Source organism: Caloramator sp. CAR-1, from assembly GCF_030546345.1.
Classification (GTDB): domain Bacteria; phylum Bacillota; class Clostridia; order Clostridiales; family Caloramatoraceae; genus Caloramator; species Caloramator australicus.
On sequence record NZ_JAUONW010000039.1, the window covers coordinates 1 to 14,768 of the forward strand.

Annotated in this window: 16 protein-coding genes; 12 read left to right on the forward strand and 4 right to left on the reverse strand. The window is 33.0% G+C overall.

Annotated elements, in window-relative coordinates:
* Together Q3V94_RS10425 and Q3V94_RS10430 are read left to right on the forward strand one after the other, a co-directional pair.
* Positions 1–134: zinc ribbon domain-containing protein (locus Q3V94_RS10425; protein ID WP_303527613.1), on the forward strand; the 134-nt coding region annotated here is incomplete at its 5' end.
* A gap of 129 nt (positions 135–263) precedes the next feature.
* A complete protein-coding gene (locus Q3V94_RS10430; protein ID WP_303527487.1) occupies positions 264–1,040 on the forward strand; it encodes a hypothetical protein in 777 nt (258 codons plus the stop codon).
* 364 nt (positions 1,041–1,404) lie between these two features.
* Here Q3V94_RS10430 and mcrC read toward each other — a convergent pair whose 3' ends face one another.
* Entirely contained in the window at positions 1,405–2,412 is a 1,008-nt protein-coding gene (gene mcrC, locus Q3V94_RS10435; RefSeq protein WP_303527489.1) for a 5-methylcytosine-specific restriction endonuclease system specificity protein McrC, read from the reverse strand.
* 19 nt (positions 2,413–2,431) lie between these two features.
* The gene (locus tag Q3V94_RS10440) at positions 2,432–5,005 is read right to left on the reverse strand and encodes an AAA family ATPase (RefSeq protein WP_303527491.1); all 2,574 of its coding nucleotides are present in this window, start codon (positions 5,003–5,005) and stop codon (positions 2,432–2,434) included.
* A 141-nt stretch (positions 5,006–5,146) separates the two neighbouring features.
* Between Q3V94_RS10440 and Q3V94_RS10445 the strand changes: the two genes are divergently transcribed.
* The 7 genes from Q3V94_RS10445 (at position 5,147) to ptsP (ending at position 10,916) form a co-directional block, all read left to right on the forward strand.
* A complete protein-coding gene (locus tag Q3V94_RS10445; RefSeq protein ID WP_303527493.1) occupies positions 5,147–5,299 on the forward strand; it encodes a hypothetical protein in 153 nt (50 codons plus the stop codon).
* A gap of 131 nt (positions 5,300–5,430) precedes the next feature.
* The gene (locus Q3V94_RS10450) at positions 5,431–6,186 is read left to right on the forward strand and encodes a DeoR/GlpR family DNA-binding transcription regulator (protein WP_303527494.1); all 756 of its coding nucleotides are present in this window, start codon (positions 5,431–5,433) and stop codon (positions 6,184–6,186) included.
* 14 nt (positions 6,187–6,200) lie between these two features.
* Complete coding sequence (pfkB, locus tag Q3V94_RS10455) at positions 6,201–7,130, forward strand: 1-phosphofructokinase (protein WP_303527495.1); 930 nt, start codon at positions 6,201–6,203, stop codon at positions 7,128–7,130.
* Between the two features lies 1 nt (position 7,131).
* The gene (locus Q3V94_RS10460; protein ID WP_008907859.1) at positions 7,132–7,575 is read left to right on the forward strand and encodes a PTS sugar transporter subunit IIA; all 444 of its coding nucleotides are present in this window, start codon (positions 7,132–7,134) and stop codon (positions 7,573–7,575) included.
* Positions 7,576–7,604: 29 nt separating this feature from the next.
* Positions 7,605–8,963, forward strand: a complete 1,359-nt coding sequence (locus Q3V94_RS10465) for a PTS fructose transporter subunit IIC (RefSeq protein WP_303527496.1) — start codon at positions 7,605–7,607, stop codon at positions 8,961–8,963.
* Positions 8,964–9,022: 59 nt separating this feature from the next.
* Entirely contained in the window at positions 9,023–9,283 is a 261-nt protein-coding gene (locus Q3V94_RS10470; protein WP_274767057.1) for an HPr family phosphocarrier protein, read from the forward strand.
* Positions 9,284–9,296: 13 nt separating this feature from the next.
* Positions 9,297–10,916, forward strand: a complete 1,620-nt coding sequence (ptsP, locus tag Q3V94_RS10475; RefSeq protein ID WP_303527498.1) for a phosphoenolpyruvate--protein phosphotransferase — start codon at positions 9,297–9,299, stop codon at positions 10,914–10,916.
* A gap of 16 nt (positions 10,917–10,932) precedes the next feature.
* Here the strand turns inward: ptsP and Q3V94_RS10480 are convergent, their stop codons facing one another.
* Both Q3V94_RS10480 and rlmD read right to left on the reverse strand, forming a co-directional pair.
* Positions 10,933–11,442, reverse strand: a complete 510-nt coding sequence (locus Q3V94_RS10480) for a hypothetical protein (RefSeq protein WP_303527499.1) — start codon at positions 11,440–11,442, stop codon at positions 10,933–10,935.
* A 61-nt stretch (positions 11,443–11,503) separates the two neighbouring features.
* Positions 11,504–12,847, reverse strand: coding sequence for a 23S rRNA (uracil(1939)-C(5))-methyltransferase RlmD (rlmD, locus tag Q3V94_RS10485; protein ID WP_303527501.1), 1,344 nt, complete (start codon positions 12,845–12,847; stop codon positions 11,504–11,506).
* Positions 12,848–12,940: 93 nt separating this feature from the next.
* Between rlmD and Q3V94_RS10490 the strand changes: the two genes are divergently transcribed.
* From Q3V94_RS10490 to Q3V94_RS10500, 3 genes are read left to right on the forward strand one after another with little or no spacing between them, the layout of a single operon-like run.
* Positions 12,941–13,399: an NUDIX domain-containing protein gene (locus Q3V94_RS10490; protein WP_008909586.1), complete on the forward strand. Its 459-nt coding sequence runs from the start codon at positions 12,941–12,943 to the stop codon at positions 13,397–13,399.
* Positions 13,400–13,435: 36 nt separating this feature from the next.
* Positions 13,436–13,876 carry a cytochrome b5 domain-containing protein gene (locus Q3V94_RS10495; RefSeq protein WP_008909587.1) on the forward strand — a complete coding sequence of 147 codons (441 nt, stop codon included), beginning with the start codon at positions 13,436–13,438 and terminating at the stop codon, positions 13,874–13,876.
* An 11-nt stretch (positions 13,877–13,887) separates the two neighbouring features.
* Entirely contained in the window at positions 13,888–14,766 is an 879-nt protein-coding gene (locus Q3V94_RS10500; protein ID WP_303527502.1) for a hydrogenase small subunit, read from the forward strand.
* Positions 14,767–14,768 lie beyond the last annotated feature (2 nt).

A 14,768-nucleotide genomic window follows, 5' to 3' on the forward strand; every position in this document is an offset into this window, starting at 1 on the left:
CATGTAGTGAATGTGGATATAAAAATCCTGATGTAAAGAATTTAGCATTGAGAGAATGGAAATGTCCAAAGTGTGGTGCAGTTCATGATAGAGATATAAATGCAAGCAAGAATTTGCTAAAATTAGCCATGTGATTGGTATATATGGGGAAGGAACAGCCCTTTGAGCGTGGGTAATCTGGTAACAGAAGTTACCTTGACCACGAAGCCACCACTTCTATAAGTGGGGGTAGTTCACTGATAGCAGCTCTATCTAAAGCATATATGGCAATTGAAGATAAAAAATATAAAGATGCAGCAAGGGATGCAGCTGATTTTATTTTAAATGCACTTGAGAAAAATGGAAGACTTTATCATATGTATAGAGATGGTGAGTGGAAGGTATATGGCAATCTTGATGATTATGCATTTGTTATTTGGGGATTATTAGAATTATATGAGGCTTCCTTTGAAATAAAATATTTGGAGGCTGCATTAAAACTGAATGAAGATGTATTTAAGTATTTTATTGATGATAAGAGTGGGGGATTTTATTTTGCACCTTATGATAACGAAGAGCTTCTAATTAGAAATAAAGAAATTTATGATGGCGCAATACCATCTGGAAATTCTGTTATGATGTTAAATCTATTAAGGCTTGCAAGGATTACAGGAAAAACTGAATATGAGGATAGTGCTCATAAACTTTATAGAGCCTTTTCAAAAAATGTTAAAGATATGCCTATGGGTTATTCATTTTTACTTTGTGCAGTTGAATTTGCTGTTGGGGATAGTTTAGAAATAGTAATAGTAGGAGATAAAACGTCAAGTGAAACTAAGAATATGGTTAAATTTATTAACGAAGAATTCTTGCCAAACAAAGTTATGATTTTAAAACCAACTGATAAAGATGAGACTAAAAGATTACACAATATTGCAGAATATACAATAAATCAAACCTTGCTAAATGACAAGACAACAGTCTATGTTTGCAAAAATTTTGTATGTAATAATCCTACCAATGATCCCATTGAAGTAAAAAGATTGTTCGATGATAATTAAAATCATTATTAAATGCTGATTGTAAACAGACCTTCTTTGGTATTCAGATTTTGCAAGAGCTACGTGAATGGATTTCAAAAAGGCATCTCTCATAAGCTTTAGCAATTCTTGCTTTTCGACTTTTGAAAACAAAGAAAAGCTTAGAATTGCTTAGCGAAATGAGCGAATACCAGGGAAATCCTTCACGGGGCTTATCAAAAACAACTTTTTCAACAGTCTGTATTAAATGGAGATTAAAATATTAAAGGAATTAATTTTTATCTATGATAAAGAGCCTCTTACGGTTTAATAGATCAATAAAATTAAACGAAAGAGGCTCTGATAATTTAAAATCCATTACTAAATAACGTTTGATAAACAACTATTAATTTATAAAACTTTCTGCAATGGTGTTTAATTGCCTGGTTATATTTGAAAAATCAGTATTCAAATCCAACGTTTTAATACTTATATAGTTTCCACATATTATGAAATCACTGTCTGGAACTATTTCTTCATCAGTCTTTGCATATAGTATAAGACCACTTACTTTGCCTGCAAAGAATGATTCCATATTTTTTATATACGTAAAAATTTGATACAAGTTATTGGAATGAAATGTCTTGCTGTCAAAAAGGCTATTTGTTTGCATTGTTTTCGAGTAGTATTTAGTGTCTATGATTAGGATTTTGTTTTTGTATCGTAAAGTGATGTCTGATTTCATAACAGGTAAATATTCTATGTGCCTACCATTAACATCCCAGTCAATATGTGCAGCCGATGCATTGAGTTCTGGGTAATGCCTGCGGTAATATTCAAGAACGAATTTTTCAAATAGTCTATGCATATGTTGATTATCTATAAAACGTGATATTTTTAAAGTGCCGTTCTGCTCAGTCATAAGCATACCTTCAATTATTAGATAACATATATTTAAAAGCATCTTATATGTAGAATTATTTCGGTGGTATTTTATACTTGACCACTGAATCATCTCAGGTTTTATCTCATCAACCTCATTGAAATATAACATTACTTTTTTCAAAGCATTTTTATTTTTTATTGATACTTCTTGACAGCGCAGTAAAAGCATAGCAGTAGTTTTAAGAATTTTATTCATATATGAATTTTCTAAGAGTTCATCATAGTCGCAAACAAATTGTTTTTTAGTAATAAAATTTTGCTTAATTGAGGCTGAGATATTTATTTTCCCAACAGGCCTATTTATAGCCTCAGTTCTTTCAAGATATTCTTTGTTAAGACCTCTTTTTATTTGATTAGTGATTCCTTTAGACAGAATTGCAGCAAATAAATCCGAAGCATAGTCAAAATCTTCTGATGTTATGTTATTGTATCCTTCTTCATTTAAAATTTGAAAAGCATATGCGAGCATGTAATAAATATTTTTAATTCTAACCATTTAAGACACCACACAGACTTTTTGACCATTGCTCAACTTTAGCTGGTTCATCGAACCAATATTCATTTAATAGAGGTAAAATTTCATACTTTATAACAGCCTCCAACCATTCATCCGTTACTTCATCATTAGTGCAAAGATAACTATGACCAATACGGAAACCACTTCCAAGTGTTTCATCCTTACAGATGAAGTCATTCAAAGCTTTAATTTTATCAACAAGGGCATTAAATTTTGGATTATTAGCTTTGAGCATTACCGCTCTAAAACCATCAGAATCAAAAGCGGGTTCGAGTTCAAAAAAAGCAAATCTTCTTCGAAGGGCATAGTCGATTATAGCAAGGCTTCGATCTGCTGTATTCATCATTCCAATAATATAAACGTTTGATGGAACAGAAAATAATTCATTGGAATAAAGCAGACGTATCTTTTCGCCACGCTTTTCTCTTTCAATAAGCATCATCAACTCACCAAAGATTTTACTTACATTTCCACGGTTAATTTCATCAATAATAAAGAAATAATCCCTCTCATCATCATCTTGGGCTGCTTTACAAAATTGGTAAAAAGGCCCATATGTGAGTTCAAATCCGTTTTTAGAGGGACGGAAGCCCATAATAAAATCTTCATAGCTGTAGCTTTGGTGAAATTGAACCATCATAACTCGGCTTGTGTCTTTTTGACCCATTATTGAAAATGCTAGCCTTTTAGCTGCAAAGGTTTTGCCCACTCCAGGTGCACCTTGTAAAATTATGTTTTTCTTCGTTTTTAGTAGATTGACTAAAGTATCATAACGCTCAGCAGTCATAAATACTTCACTTAGGAAGTCATTTTTAGTATAAGATTCATATTTTATCTCTGGTTCTTCGATAATGACGGAATTGTTATCTTCAATGAATATAGCTTCTAATTTTTGAACATAATCGGTATAAGGAGTAATATCAGTAAGTGTTTTCATTACTGCTTGTCCAGGATGTTCCCATTCGCCTTTATGAGTCCATTTAATTTTTCTTATATGTTTATAACTTTTACGACTGGGATCATATATATAGTCTGTTTCAACAATACCTCGCCCGATAACTTTGTACATACCTTTTTTAGCAAAAACAATATCGCCAATTTGTATTTCATTTGCAAACTGCCAAGTTGCAAGAGCAGAATTTTTATATGACAATTCAGGGCCATATAGTTCTTTCATCTTTGCTTTCATATCTTCTTTGCTTTTATACTGTTTAAGGTCGCCCATTTCGTCCCATTCTATTCCCATAATACCTTGATAATAAAACTCATCCCACTTGGAAGAATTTTCACCTGGTGCATAAATCCAATATCGCTTTTTAGGTGAACCTAACATAAATTTTTCTTTATACTGAATTTTATTAGTGATAATGGCATCAATTATATTTGCTTGTTCATTAGTTAATTTAAAATTTGTTTGATTTGGGAATTTTAAAAAGCTTATATTTTTTAAACGTTCATCTGCTAATAAATCCTCTTTTTTTAAAATATTATCAACTAATTTATGTGTAAGTTTAATATCTACAACAGGATATTCCCCTGAATTAATATTATCTGAAATTATATAAGGATCTGAATCTTCATCTTGTCTAATTTCTGGTTCACATAGAATAATACCTGAAGCTATAATTCCACCATTTTGACCTGAAACCCATATATATGCACGATCACCTTTTTTTATTTGATTTTGATATTGCTTAATGCTCCATATTATAATTTCAAGATCCTTAACAGCACCTATAACGTCATAATAATTAGGATTAACTTGAAAAATCCAACCATCATTTTGACTCTGTATAATTGTGCTTTCCCATGCTGCATATGACAATTCTGGAAAACTTTTATGAGGGCAGTTAATATCTTCAAATATTGTTCTACAAGTTGAAATGAGTTCCAAATAAGTTTTTGCATCAGGAAATTGTTTTAAATCAGAAATACTGGTTATTTTTGAATAATATGGAGTATTGATTTGAGTTAAGTATTTTCTATTACGTTCATCAAGATTTAGATAAAATAGTGGACGTATCCAGTAAAGTCCCACAGTTATATTCCATTTTACCCCTTGCTGCTTCCTTACTTTGTCAAAATAAGTTATAAATAATGACTCGTTGTCATTAGATGGATTATCTGCATATTTTATTGCTGCTTCAAAAAGATTCCAAAGATTATCAATATCATCTTCGCTACGGTCTGCTTTAAAGCCGAAAAACCAAGCCTTCAAATTGTTCAATATTGGAATACCATTAAATTCAGTTGGCGTTTTGGCCTTAACACCAAGTTTATCGCCTAATTTTTTCATAATGGCTATTCGATTTTCAATGGTTATTCCTTTGTTGAAACATCCAAATACTGTAAATGGACAAATGTCATCAATTGGTTTTCCATCCTTTTCTAAAAAAGGGTAGCGTAATCCTACATCATCATAGGTATCTTTGATTATTGTAAGAAGTTGCGATCGGTTGTTTTTATAAGTAAGCAACCTATTGGCAAATTCAACGTAAAAATCTTTCCAAGTAAACGTATTTTTTGTTTGAATATTTTGATTCACTTTATAACACCTCGTTTATAGGGGATTATTAATGACTAATATTTTTGTATTAACAATTATTTCCATAAATTTATTTTATCCTATAAGAAGTAATGTGTCTATAGTGTAATTTTTACAATTAGTGCATTTTTTAATAGATCAATGGAGTGGTTTAAGTCCTTCGATATTATAAAAGATATATTTATATTTGTATCCAACGGAAACGATAAGACATTGAATTTTTACTTGAAAAAGGGTTTTAAAATAAGCCACCAAATTTTAGATGGATTTATCACAGTTTTAAGAAATTTTTAAAGCATCCAAATTTACGGATGCTTTTTTCTTGACAATAATTTTCTGACGATTTATAATTAAATTAGTCATAAATGAGCAAAAGTGAGCATAAATTATAATATAAATAATCAAAAATGAGATTAGGTGATTATATGTTTGCAGAAGAGAGGAAAAATAAGATAATCGAGCTGATTAAAAGTGGACAAAGTGTAAAGGTTTCTGAACTTGCTAAAATGTTCAATGTATCTGAATCTACCATAAGAAGGGACTTAAATGAACTTGAAACTATGGGGGCAATAGTAAGAACCCATGGTGGTGCTGTAAACAGTTTTCATACTAATTTTGAACCTTCCTTTATTGAAAAACAGGACAAGTATCTTTGTGAAAAGGACTATATAGGAAAGATTGCAGCAAGGCTTATTAATGACGGCGATACAATTATCCTTGACGCCGGAACTACAACCCAATATATTGCAAGATATATTACCGCTAAAAATGTAACTATAATTACAAACTCAGTAAATCTTGCCAATGACCTTTCAAGCAGGGAAGACATTGAGGTTATTATAACAGGTGGGATTATAAGGCCAAAAACAAAGGCTATGGTAGGATTTATTGCTGAAGACACGTTAAGGCAATTTAGGGTTGATAAGGCCTTTATTGGAGCAAATGGAGTCTCAATCAAATATGGAGTTACAACGCCAAATTTAATGGAGGCAAATGTAAAAAGGGCCATGATGGAGAACGCAAAGGAAGTTTACCTTTGTGTAGATAGTTCAAAATTTAATGAAGTAACATTCTCATTGATATGCCCGGTATCGAGGGTAAATTATATCATTACAAATAATATGGAGGATGAAGAAAAGGTAAAATACAAAAAACTTGGTGTAGAAGTTATAACAGAATAAAGGTGGTAGATAAATTGATTTACACAGTTACTTTAAATCCTGCCTTTGATATGACTGTATATTTGGATGAACTTGTAAAGGGGGATGTTAATAGGAGCATTAAAAGCTTAATCGATATAGGGGGAAAGGGTATTAATGTTTCTAAAGTTATTAAATCCCTTGGTGGAGAAAGTATTGCCCTTGGATTTTTAGGACAAGAAAATAGGGGGAATTTTATAAAACAGCTTGATAGGCTCGGAATTAAACATGATTTTATTTATGTAGAAGGTGAAACAAGGACAAATATAAAATTAGTAGAGAATAAATTTGACATTTTTACTGATATAAATCAAAAAGGGTTTGGGATTACTATAGAGGATATTGATAAATTATTTGAAAAAATAAAGTATTATGCACGGCAAGGGGATATATTTGTATTATCAGGAAGCCTTCCTGAGGGAGCTGATAACAATATCTATTTTGAGTTGATTAAACTTTTAAAGAATATAGGTGCTATAACGATATTAGATGCAGATGGAGAGGCTCTAAAAAATGGACTTTTAGCAAAGCCAGACATAGTTAAACCTAATATTAATGAACTTAGGATGATAATGGATTTTAAAGATGATCTAAATTCCATAGCTTCAGTAGGGAAGGAATTGATAAGCCAAGGGACAGAAAAGGCGGTTATCTCGATGGGAGGTAATGGGGCATTTTATGTAACGAGGGATAAGATATTTTATGCTTATCCTGAAAGGGTGGAGGTTAAAAGCACTGTAGGCGCAGGGGATGCAATGGTAGCAGCCATCGCCTTTGGTGAATCTAAAAATATGGAGGATGAGGAAGTTTTTAGATTGGCGGTATCCTCAGCCACAGCTTCAATTATTGAGGAAGGAACAAAATCGCCGAATTTAGAAAACATTAATAAGCTAATGAAAAAAATTAAAATTGAAAGGTGGATGTAAATTGGACATAAAGATGATGTTTTCAAAGGAAAGGGTGTCCTTTGATTTAAAAGCAAGGACAAAGGAAGAAGCAATCGATGAGTTAATTGAGATGCTCTACAAGGATGGTAAATTGAAGGACAAAGAATCCTTTAAAAGGGCCGTCCTAAAAAGAGAAGAGGAATTTTCAACAGGAATAGGAATGGGAATTGCAATACCACATGGTAAGGATTCTTCGGTTGTAGAGCCATGCATAACCTTTGGAGTATCAAAAAATGGAATTGATTTTGATTCCATGGATGGAAAGCCTGCACATATATTCTTTTTAATCTCTGTTCCAGAAGATGCAGCTGATACCCATCTTCATATACTTAGCTTTATATCAAGGAAACTAATGCATGAGGATGTTCGACAAAAGCTTTTTAATGCAAAGGATTTTGAGGATGTTATTAATGCCTTCAATTAAATTTAAATATGTTAAAGGGGGATTTTTCTATGAAAATTTTAGCAGTTACGTCCTGCCCCACAGGTATAGCTCATACCTACATGGCGGCGGAGGCATTGCAAATTGCAGCAAAGGAGCTTGGAGTGGACATTAAGGTTGAAACAAGGGGTTCTGTAGGTGCAGAAAACGAAATAACAAATGAGGATATTAAAGGAGCCCATGCAGTTATTTTAGCTGTCGATACAAAGGTTGATGAGGAAAGGTTTAGAGGACTTCCGATTATAAAAGTTAGTGTAAAGGATGCAATAAAGGACCCAAAGGGATTAATTGAAAAAGCTATGGCTATGGAAAAGAAGGAATATGTAGACAAGGTTTTTGAGGCAAAAAAGGAATCTAAGGAAAAGATAACTGGAGCCTATAAGCACCTAATGACTGGTGTTTCTTACATGATTCCATTTGTTGTTGCAGGTGGTATACTTATCGCTTTATCCTTTATGTTTGGTATTAAGGCCTTTGAACAAAAGGGAACTTTAGCTGCAGCCCTCATGGATATCGGCGGTGGCGGTGCTTTCTCATTGATGGTTCCAATCCTTGCAGGTTTTATAGCCTTTTCAATAGCTGACAGACCAGGTCTTGTTCCAGGTATGGTTGGCGGTGTTCTTGCTGGAAAACTTGGAGCAGGTTTCTTAGGTGGTATTATAGCAGGTTTTGCTGCAGGATATGTTGTAGCATGGCTAAAGAAGGTTATTAAACTTCCAAAGACTATGGAAGGGCTTATGCCGGTTTTAATATTACCTCTTCTTTCTACACTTATTGTTGGCCTTGGTATGATTTATATAATAGGTGGGCCGGTAGCTGCGATTAATAACGCTATGGCAAATTGGCTTAAGAATATGAGTGGAGGCAGTGCTATAACTTTAGGTATAATTTTAGGACTTATGATGGCCTTTGACATGGGAGGTCCTGTAAACAAAGCAGCATACACCTTTGCAGTTTCAACCCTTGCGGCAGGGCAACCATCTATGATAATGGCTGCAGTTATGGCGGCTGGTATGACTCCACCCCTTGGAGTTGCCCTTGCAACCCTTATTGCAAAGGATAAATTTACTGAAGAAGAAAGGGAAGCTGGAAAAGCAGCATTTTTCCTTGGAATATCCTTTATAACAGAAGGTGCTATACCATTTGCAGCAGCAGATCCATTTAGAATAATACCATCCATAATGGTTGGTTCTGCAGTTACTGCAGCCCTTTCAATGGCATTTAAGTGCACCCTTGCAGTTCCACATGGTGGAATATTCGTATTGCCAATTCCAAATGCTGTGGGAGGATTATTCCTCTATACAATAGCAATAATTATAGGAACCTTAGTTACTGGATTTATGATATCTGCACTTAAACCTAAAAGATAAATTTAATAAAAGGCAGGGCCTCCTGCCTTTTATAATGTAGTAGAATTGGAGGGAATACTATGATAGAAAGAAAAGTAATAATAAAAAATCCTACAGGGCTTCATGCAAGACCTGCAAGCCTTCTTGTGAAGGAGGCCAATAAGTTTAAAAGTGAAATTATGATTAATAAAAACGGAAAAGATGTAAATGCAAAAAGTATATTGAGCGTATTATCATTAGGGGTATCAAATGGAGATGAAATAATAATAAAAGCAAATGGAGAAGATGAAAAGGAAGCAATGGATGCTATAATAAACTTAATAGAAACATTTGTTGAATGAAGGAGATGTTTTTATGCTAAAGGGCATTGCAGCATCATCAGGAATAGCAATAGGAAAAGCGTATGTAATAAGGGAAGAAGAAAATGCAATTAATAGATATGAAGTGAAGGATACTGAAAAGGAAATAAAAAGATTTCAAGGGGCAATTTTAAAAGCAAAGGAAGAAATAGAATCAATTAAAGAAACTGCAGTTAAAAACTTTGGAGAAGAAAAGGCTTTAATATTTGAGGCTCATCTTATGATTTTAGAGGATGAAGAGTTTAAGGCTTCTGTCATAGAAAAAATAAAACAAAATATTAATGCTGAATATGCAGTTAAGGAAACGGTTGAAATGTTTGAAGGTATTTTTTTGAGCATGGAAGACGAATATATGAGGGAGAGGGCAGCGGATATAAGGGATATTGGAGGCAGAATAATAGGAGCTCTTAAAGGAGAAGAAAAAAGTTCAATTGGCGATATAAAGGATAAATGTATTATAGTTGCAAAGGATTTAACGCCTTCAGATACAGCTCAGCTCAATAGAGAATATGTCCTTGGATTTATAACTGAACTTGGGGGAAAAACATCTCATTCGGCAATTATTGCAAGGGCCCTTGAAATTCCTGCAGTATCAGGGATAAAGGGTGCAACGGAAATATTAAAAACTGGGGATTTAATCATTTTAGATGGGGTAAAGGGAATTATATATATAAATCCTGATGAAAGTCTAATTGATGAATATCAAAATAAAATTCAAAGGGAAATGGAAGAGAAAAGGGAACTATTAATATATAAAGATAGAAAGGTATTGACAAAGGACGGCAAAAGAATTGAAGTTGCAGCAAATATTTCTTCTAAAGAGGAAGTTGATGTTGCTTTAAAATATGGTGCTGATGGGATTGGACTATTTAGGACGGAATTTTTATTCATGAATAGGGAAACAGCACCAACAGAGGAAGAACAGTTTGAGGTTTACAAATATGTTTTAGAAAAGATGGATTTTAGACCTGTAATCATAAGAACTTTAGATGTTGGTGGAGATAAAAAGATACCTTATATAGATGTTGGAACGGAGTTAAATCCATTTTTAGGTTTAAGGGCAATTAGGCTTTGTTTTGAGAGACTGGATTTATTTAAAACGCAGCTTAAAGCGCTTTTAAGGGCTTCAATCTATGGAAATTTAAAAATAATGTTCCCTATGATTTCTAAGGTGGATGAAATAAAAAGGGCGAAGGAGATTCTAGAGGATGTTAAAGCTGAATTGAAAAAGGCAGGACAAAAGTTTTCTGATAAAATTGAGATAGGTATTATGATAGAAGTTCCTTCAGCTGCTATTATATCGGATTTGCTTGCTAAAGAAGTTGATTTTTTCTCTATTGGCACAAATGATTTGATTCAATACACTTTAGCTGTGGATAGGATGAATGAGAAAGTTTCTAATATTTATGAACCGTCCCACCCTGCAGTTTTAAGATTGATTAAAATGGTTATAGATAATGCCCATAAAGAGGGTAAATGGGTTGGGATGTGTGGAGAAATGGCCTCTGACATTAGTATGATCCCCCTTTTAATAGATTATGGAATAGACGAGCTTAGCATGAGTGCACCATCGGTTCTTAAAGTAAAAAAGGAAATATTAAAATCCATAGACTAAGCATTAGTCTATGGATTTATTTTTGGCCTCTTATATAATCAGCTATGTCAACAAAGGATTTGTTGATTAAAAGATTAATTTCTTTTTGCAAATTTAATGTTTTTATTATTCCCTTTGATTTAACTTCTGAAGTTAAATTAATTATTTTTTCATTGTTTTCATATACTTCTATTATTGTATTTTTATTTGATGGATTAATATAAATTTCCCTAGAAAAATCCAATAAAATTTTAATATAATCGATGCACTTTTGATTTTGTTTTTTAAATAATATATTAGTTAATGTTAAACCATTTAAAGATTCCGGCTCGGATATATTAATCTGTTCTGCTATTCTAATAGACGAACGAATATCGTCTGGGTTATTGGATTTTTTAAATTCCTGCAATCCCTTATTATATTCCGTCAATATTGCATTCAAGCTGCTTTGATAAAAATATGATATTTTTAGTGTTGTTCTAAGATCTAATGCCAACAAAAAGGTGATTATCAATAAATAAATTAATGTATTTTTATTAAATCTCAAATATAATCCCCCTCTTTAAATATTTTATTCTTATCATCACTTTTTTAGATTGACTTTGTTATTACCTTTCTATCAATGCTACAGTCTCAACGTGTGGTGTATGTGGGAACATGTCAACGCATTTTACTTTTTTTACCTTATATCCGTTTTCTACGAATACCTTTAAATCCCTTGCAAGGGATGTGGGTTTGCAGGATACATAAACGAGTTTTGGTGCTTTAAAATTGATTATTTTATTTATAGCTTTAGGATGAATTCCATCCCTTGGTGGGTCAAGGATTATGATATCCGGCTTTATGTTTAATTCATCCACCTTTGTAAGGACATCCCCGGCGATAAATTCACAGTTATCTAAGTTGTTTAACTTTGCATTTTCCTTTGCAGCATCAACAGCTTCTTTAACTATTTCTATTCCAATAACCTTTTTAGCAACAGGTGCCATAATTTGAGCTATCGTTCCTGTTCCTGAATAAAGGTCGAAAATAACTTTATCCTTTGTATCACCTGCGAAATCCCTTACAACCGAATATAACCTTTCTGCGCCTTTAGAGTTAGTTTGAAAGAAGGAAAAGGCTGTTATTTTAAACTTAAGCCCTAATATTTCTTCGGTTATAAAATCAACGCCGTATAGTATTTCTGTTTTGTCACTTTGAACGACATCTGAAATAGAATCATTTATCGTATGAAGTATTCCCATTATTTTCCCTTCTAAGTTTAATGAAAGAATCATATTAACATATTCTTTAAAATCAAAAATTAACTGTGAGGTAGTAACGATGTTTATAAGCAGTTGGTTAGTATTAAAGGCCCTTCTTAAAACAAGATGCCTTAAAAATCCCTCATGAGTTTTTTTGCTGTAGTAGGGGACATTAAGTTTAGAAAAATAGGAAAGGGTAGCATCTAATACTTTATTAAAGTCATCGTGGACGATTTTGCAATCATCTGTTGTAATAACTTCATAGAACTTTCCTTTTTTGTGCAGCCCTAAAGCTAGGTTTCCCTCATCATCTCCAAACGTAAACTCCATTTTATTTCTATATCCAAACTCTAATGGACTTTTTTCAATTCCTAAAAATTCGTATTTAATTCCTGCTTCATCAAGTAATTTTTTTACTTGTTCTGACTTTAAAGCAATTTGATCTTCATAGGGAAGGGATTGATAGGAGCACCCGCCACATAAACCAAAAACGCTGCAGGGAGGGTCTATTTCATTCTTTGACCTTTCTATAGTTTCTATGATTATTCCTTCAGCGTAATCTTTTTTGTTTTTTACTATTTTTATTTTGACTTTTTGACCTAATATAGCATTTTTGATATATACGGTTTTACCATCTATAACTGTTATTCCCTTATTAGGAAAGTTAACATCCTTTATTTCAACTTCGTAAATTTCTCCCTTTTTCAACTTGCATCCTCCTAACATTATGTTATAACTATTAAGTTATTATATAATTAATTATAGTATTTCTCAAGAATAATATGGTTTTGGAGGTGGACTATGTCTATTAGAAATTCTGCTAAGGCAATAATAATTAAAGATGGCAAGCTTTTATGCACAAAAAATAAGGATCAGTTTGGGATATTTTATCTTCTTCCTGGTGGTGGGCAAAATAAAGGTGAGAATATAATAGAGGCATTGAAAAGGGAATGCAAAGAGGAAATAGGTGCTGAAGTTGAGGTTGGAGATTTAAAATTTGTAAGGGATTACATAGGGAAAAATCATGAATTTAAAGAGTGGGATAGCGATGTCCACCAAATAGAATATATGTTTATATGCTTTTTAAAGGGTGAAATAAACTATGAAAAGGCAAATGAAAAGGATGCATATCAAATAGGAATAGAATGGATAGATCTAAAGAACTTAAAGGGGGTTAGAATATATCCTAAAAAATTGTCTGAAGTGATTAAAGAAGATGGAAGTTTTGAGGATATCGTATATTTAGGGGATGTAAATTAATATAATTTTACTAAAGAAATTATGTGGAGTGATTCTGTGGAGGATATTTGTAAATTAAAGGAGGATCTAGAAAGAATTTTAGAAAGAATAAAAGAACTTTATTCGATGGAGTTTTTGACCTTATGCCCCCTTGGGAAGGAACATTACAAAAATATGATAATAGACAGCATAGACCAAGCCTATTTAAAATTAGAGGAGACATTAAATATTTTAAGACAAAATGAAGGTAAGAGGGAGTTAAAAGAATTTACTTTAGAGGAACTTGCAAATTTTGATGGAAGGAATGGGAAACCCGCCTATGTTGCAGTAAATGGAACTGTTTATGATGTAACTTTAATTGCCTCGTGGGGCGGAGGAAGTCATTTTGGAGTTTTGGCTGGCAAGGACGTTACTGAGGAATATAATAAATGTCATGAAAATGAGAATAAACTTTCAAAACTTGAAGTAGTAGGAAAGCTAAAGGGAAGCAATCTTTAGGGGGATATAGGTTGAAGATTAGCGGTTGCGTAGAAGAAATTATAAACAACAAAAACTCATTATCAAACATTTTAGCAGAAGAAGCTATTACGCAAATTAAAAAGGGAAGGGTTAATAAGCCAAATGTAGTATGGATTGAAGGGACTGGGTGCTCTGGGAACACCATTTCACTTTTAAATGCCAATTACCCTGATGTAATATATCTTCTTAACAACATGATCAACTTAAAATTTAGCAACAGCCTTATGACCTGCGATGGTGAAAAAGCCTATGAAATCTTTTTAGAAACAATTAAAGAAGAATTTATTCTTGTTGTTGAAGGGGCCATCTCTACAAGGGAAAACGGGCTTTTCAATGTAATTGCAAGTTATAAGGGTAAAAAAATTACTGCCCTTGAAGCTGTAAAAATTTCAGGTAATAAGGCAAAGCATGTTATTGCCGTTGGAACATGTGCCTCCTTTGGAGGGGTATCAAAGGCAAATCCTAACCCTTCAGAATCAAAAAGCGCAAAGGAGATTTTAGGAAGAGACGTAATTAATCTTCCAGGGTGTCCTTGCCATCCGGATTGGATTATAGGCACTTTGGCATATCTTATAACAAATGATGGCATAGAACTTGATGATGAGGGAAGGCCTTTATTATTTTACGGATTTACCATCCATGATTTTTGCCCAAGGAGAACCTATTTTAACAATAGAATATTTGCACAAAATGTAGGGGAGCCCTATTGTATGTTTAGATTAGGCTGTAGAGGCCCTGTGACAAGAACAGATTGCCCAACTAGAAGGTGGAATAGCGGTGTTAACTGGCCGATAGGTGACAATACTCCTTGTATAGGATGTGCTAATGCTTATTTTCCAGACGGTATGGAGCCTTTTATCAGGACTTAGGA

Excerpts from the sequence above, each read along its gene's own strand:
- Q3V94_RS10430 (WP_303527487.1), top strand. The coding sequence starts at position 264 with ATGGCAATTGAAGATAAAAAATATAAAGATGCAGCAAGGGATGCAGCT.
- Q3V94_RS10465 (WP_303527496.1), top strand. The coding sequence starts at position 7,605 with ATGAAAATTTTAGCAGTTACGTCCTGCCCCACAGGTATAGCTCATACC.
- Q3V94_RS10445 (WP_303527493.1), top strand. The coding sequence starts at position 5,147 with ATGGAGTGGTTTAAGTCCTTCGATATTATAAAAGATATATTTATATTT.
- Q3V94_RS10490 (WP_008909586.1), top strand. The coding sequence starts at position 12,941 with ATGTCTATTAGAAATTCTGCTAAGGCAATAATAATTAAAGATGGCAAG.
- Q3V94_RS10450 (WP_303527494.1), top strand. The coding sequence starts at position 5,431 with ATGTTTGCAGAAGAGAGGAAAAATAAGATAATCGAGCTGATTAAAAGT.
- mcrC (WP_303527489.1), bottom strand. The coding sequence starts at position 2,412 with ATGCTCGCATATGCTTTTCAAATTTTAAATGAAGAAGGATACAATAAC.
- ptsP (WP_303527498.1), top strand. The coding sequence starts at position 9,297 with ATGCTAAAGGGCATTGCAGCATCATCAGGAATAGCAATAGGAAAAGCG.
- Q3V94_RS10470 (WP_274767057.1), top strand. The coding sequence starts at position 9,023 with ATGATAGAAAGAAAAGTAATAATAAAAAATCCTACAGGGCTTCATGCA.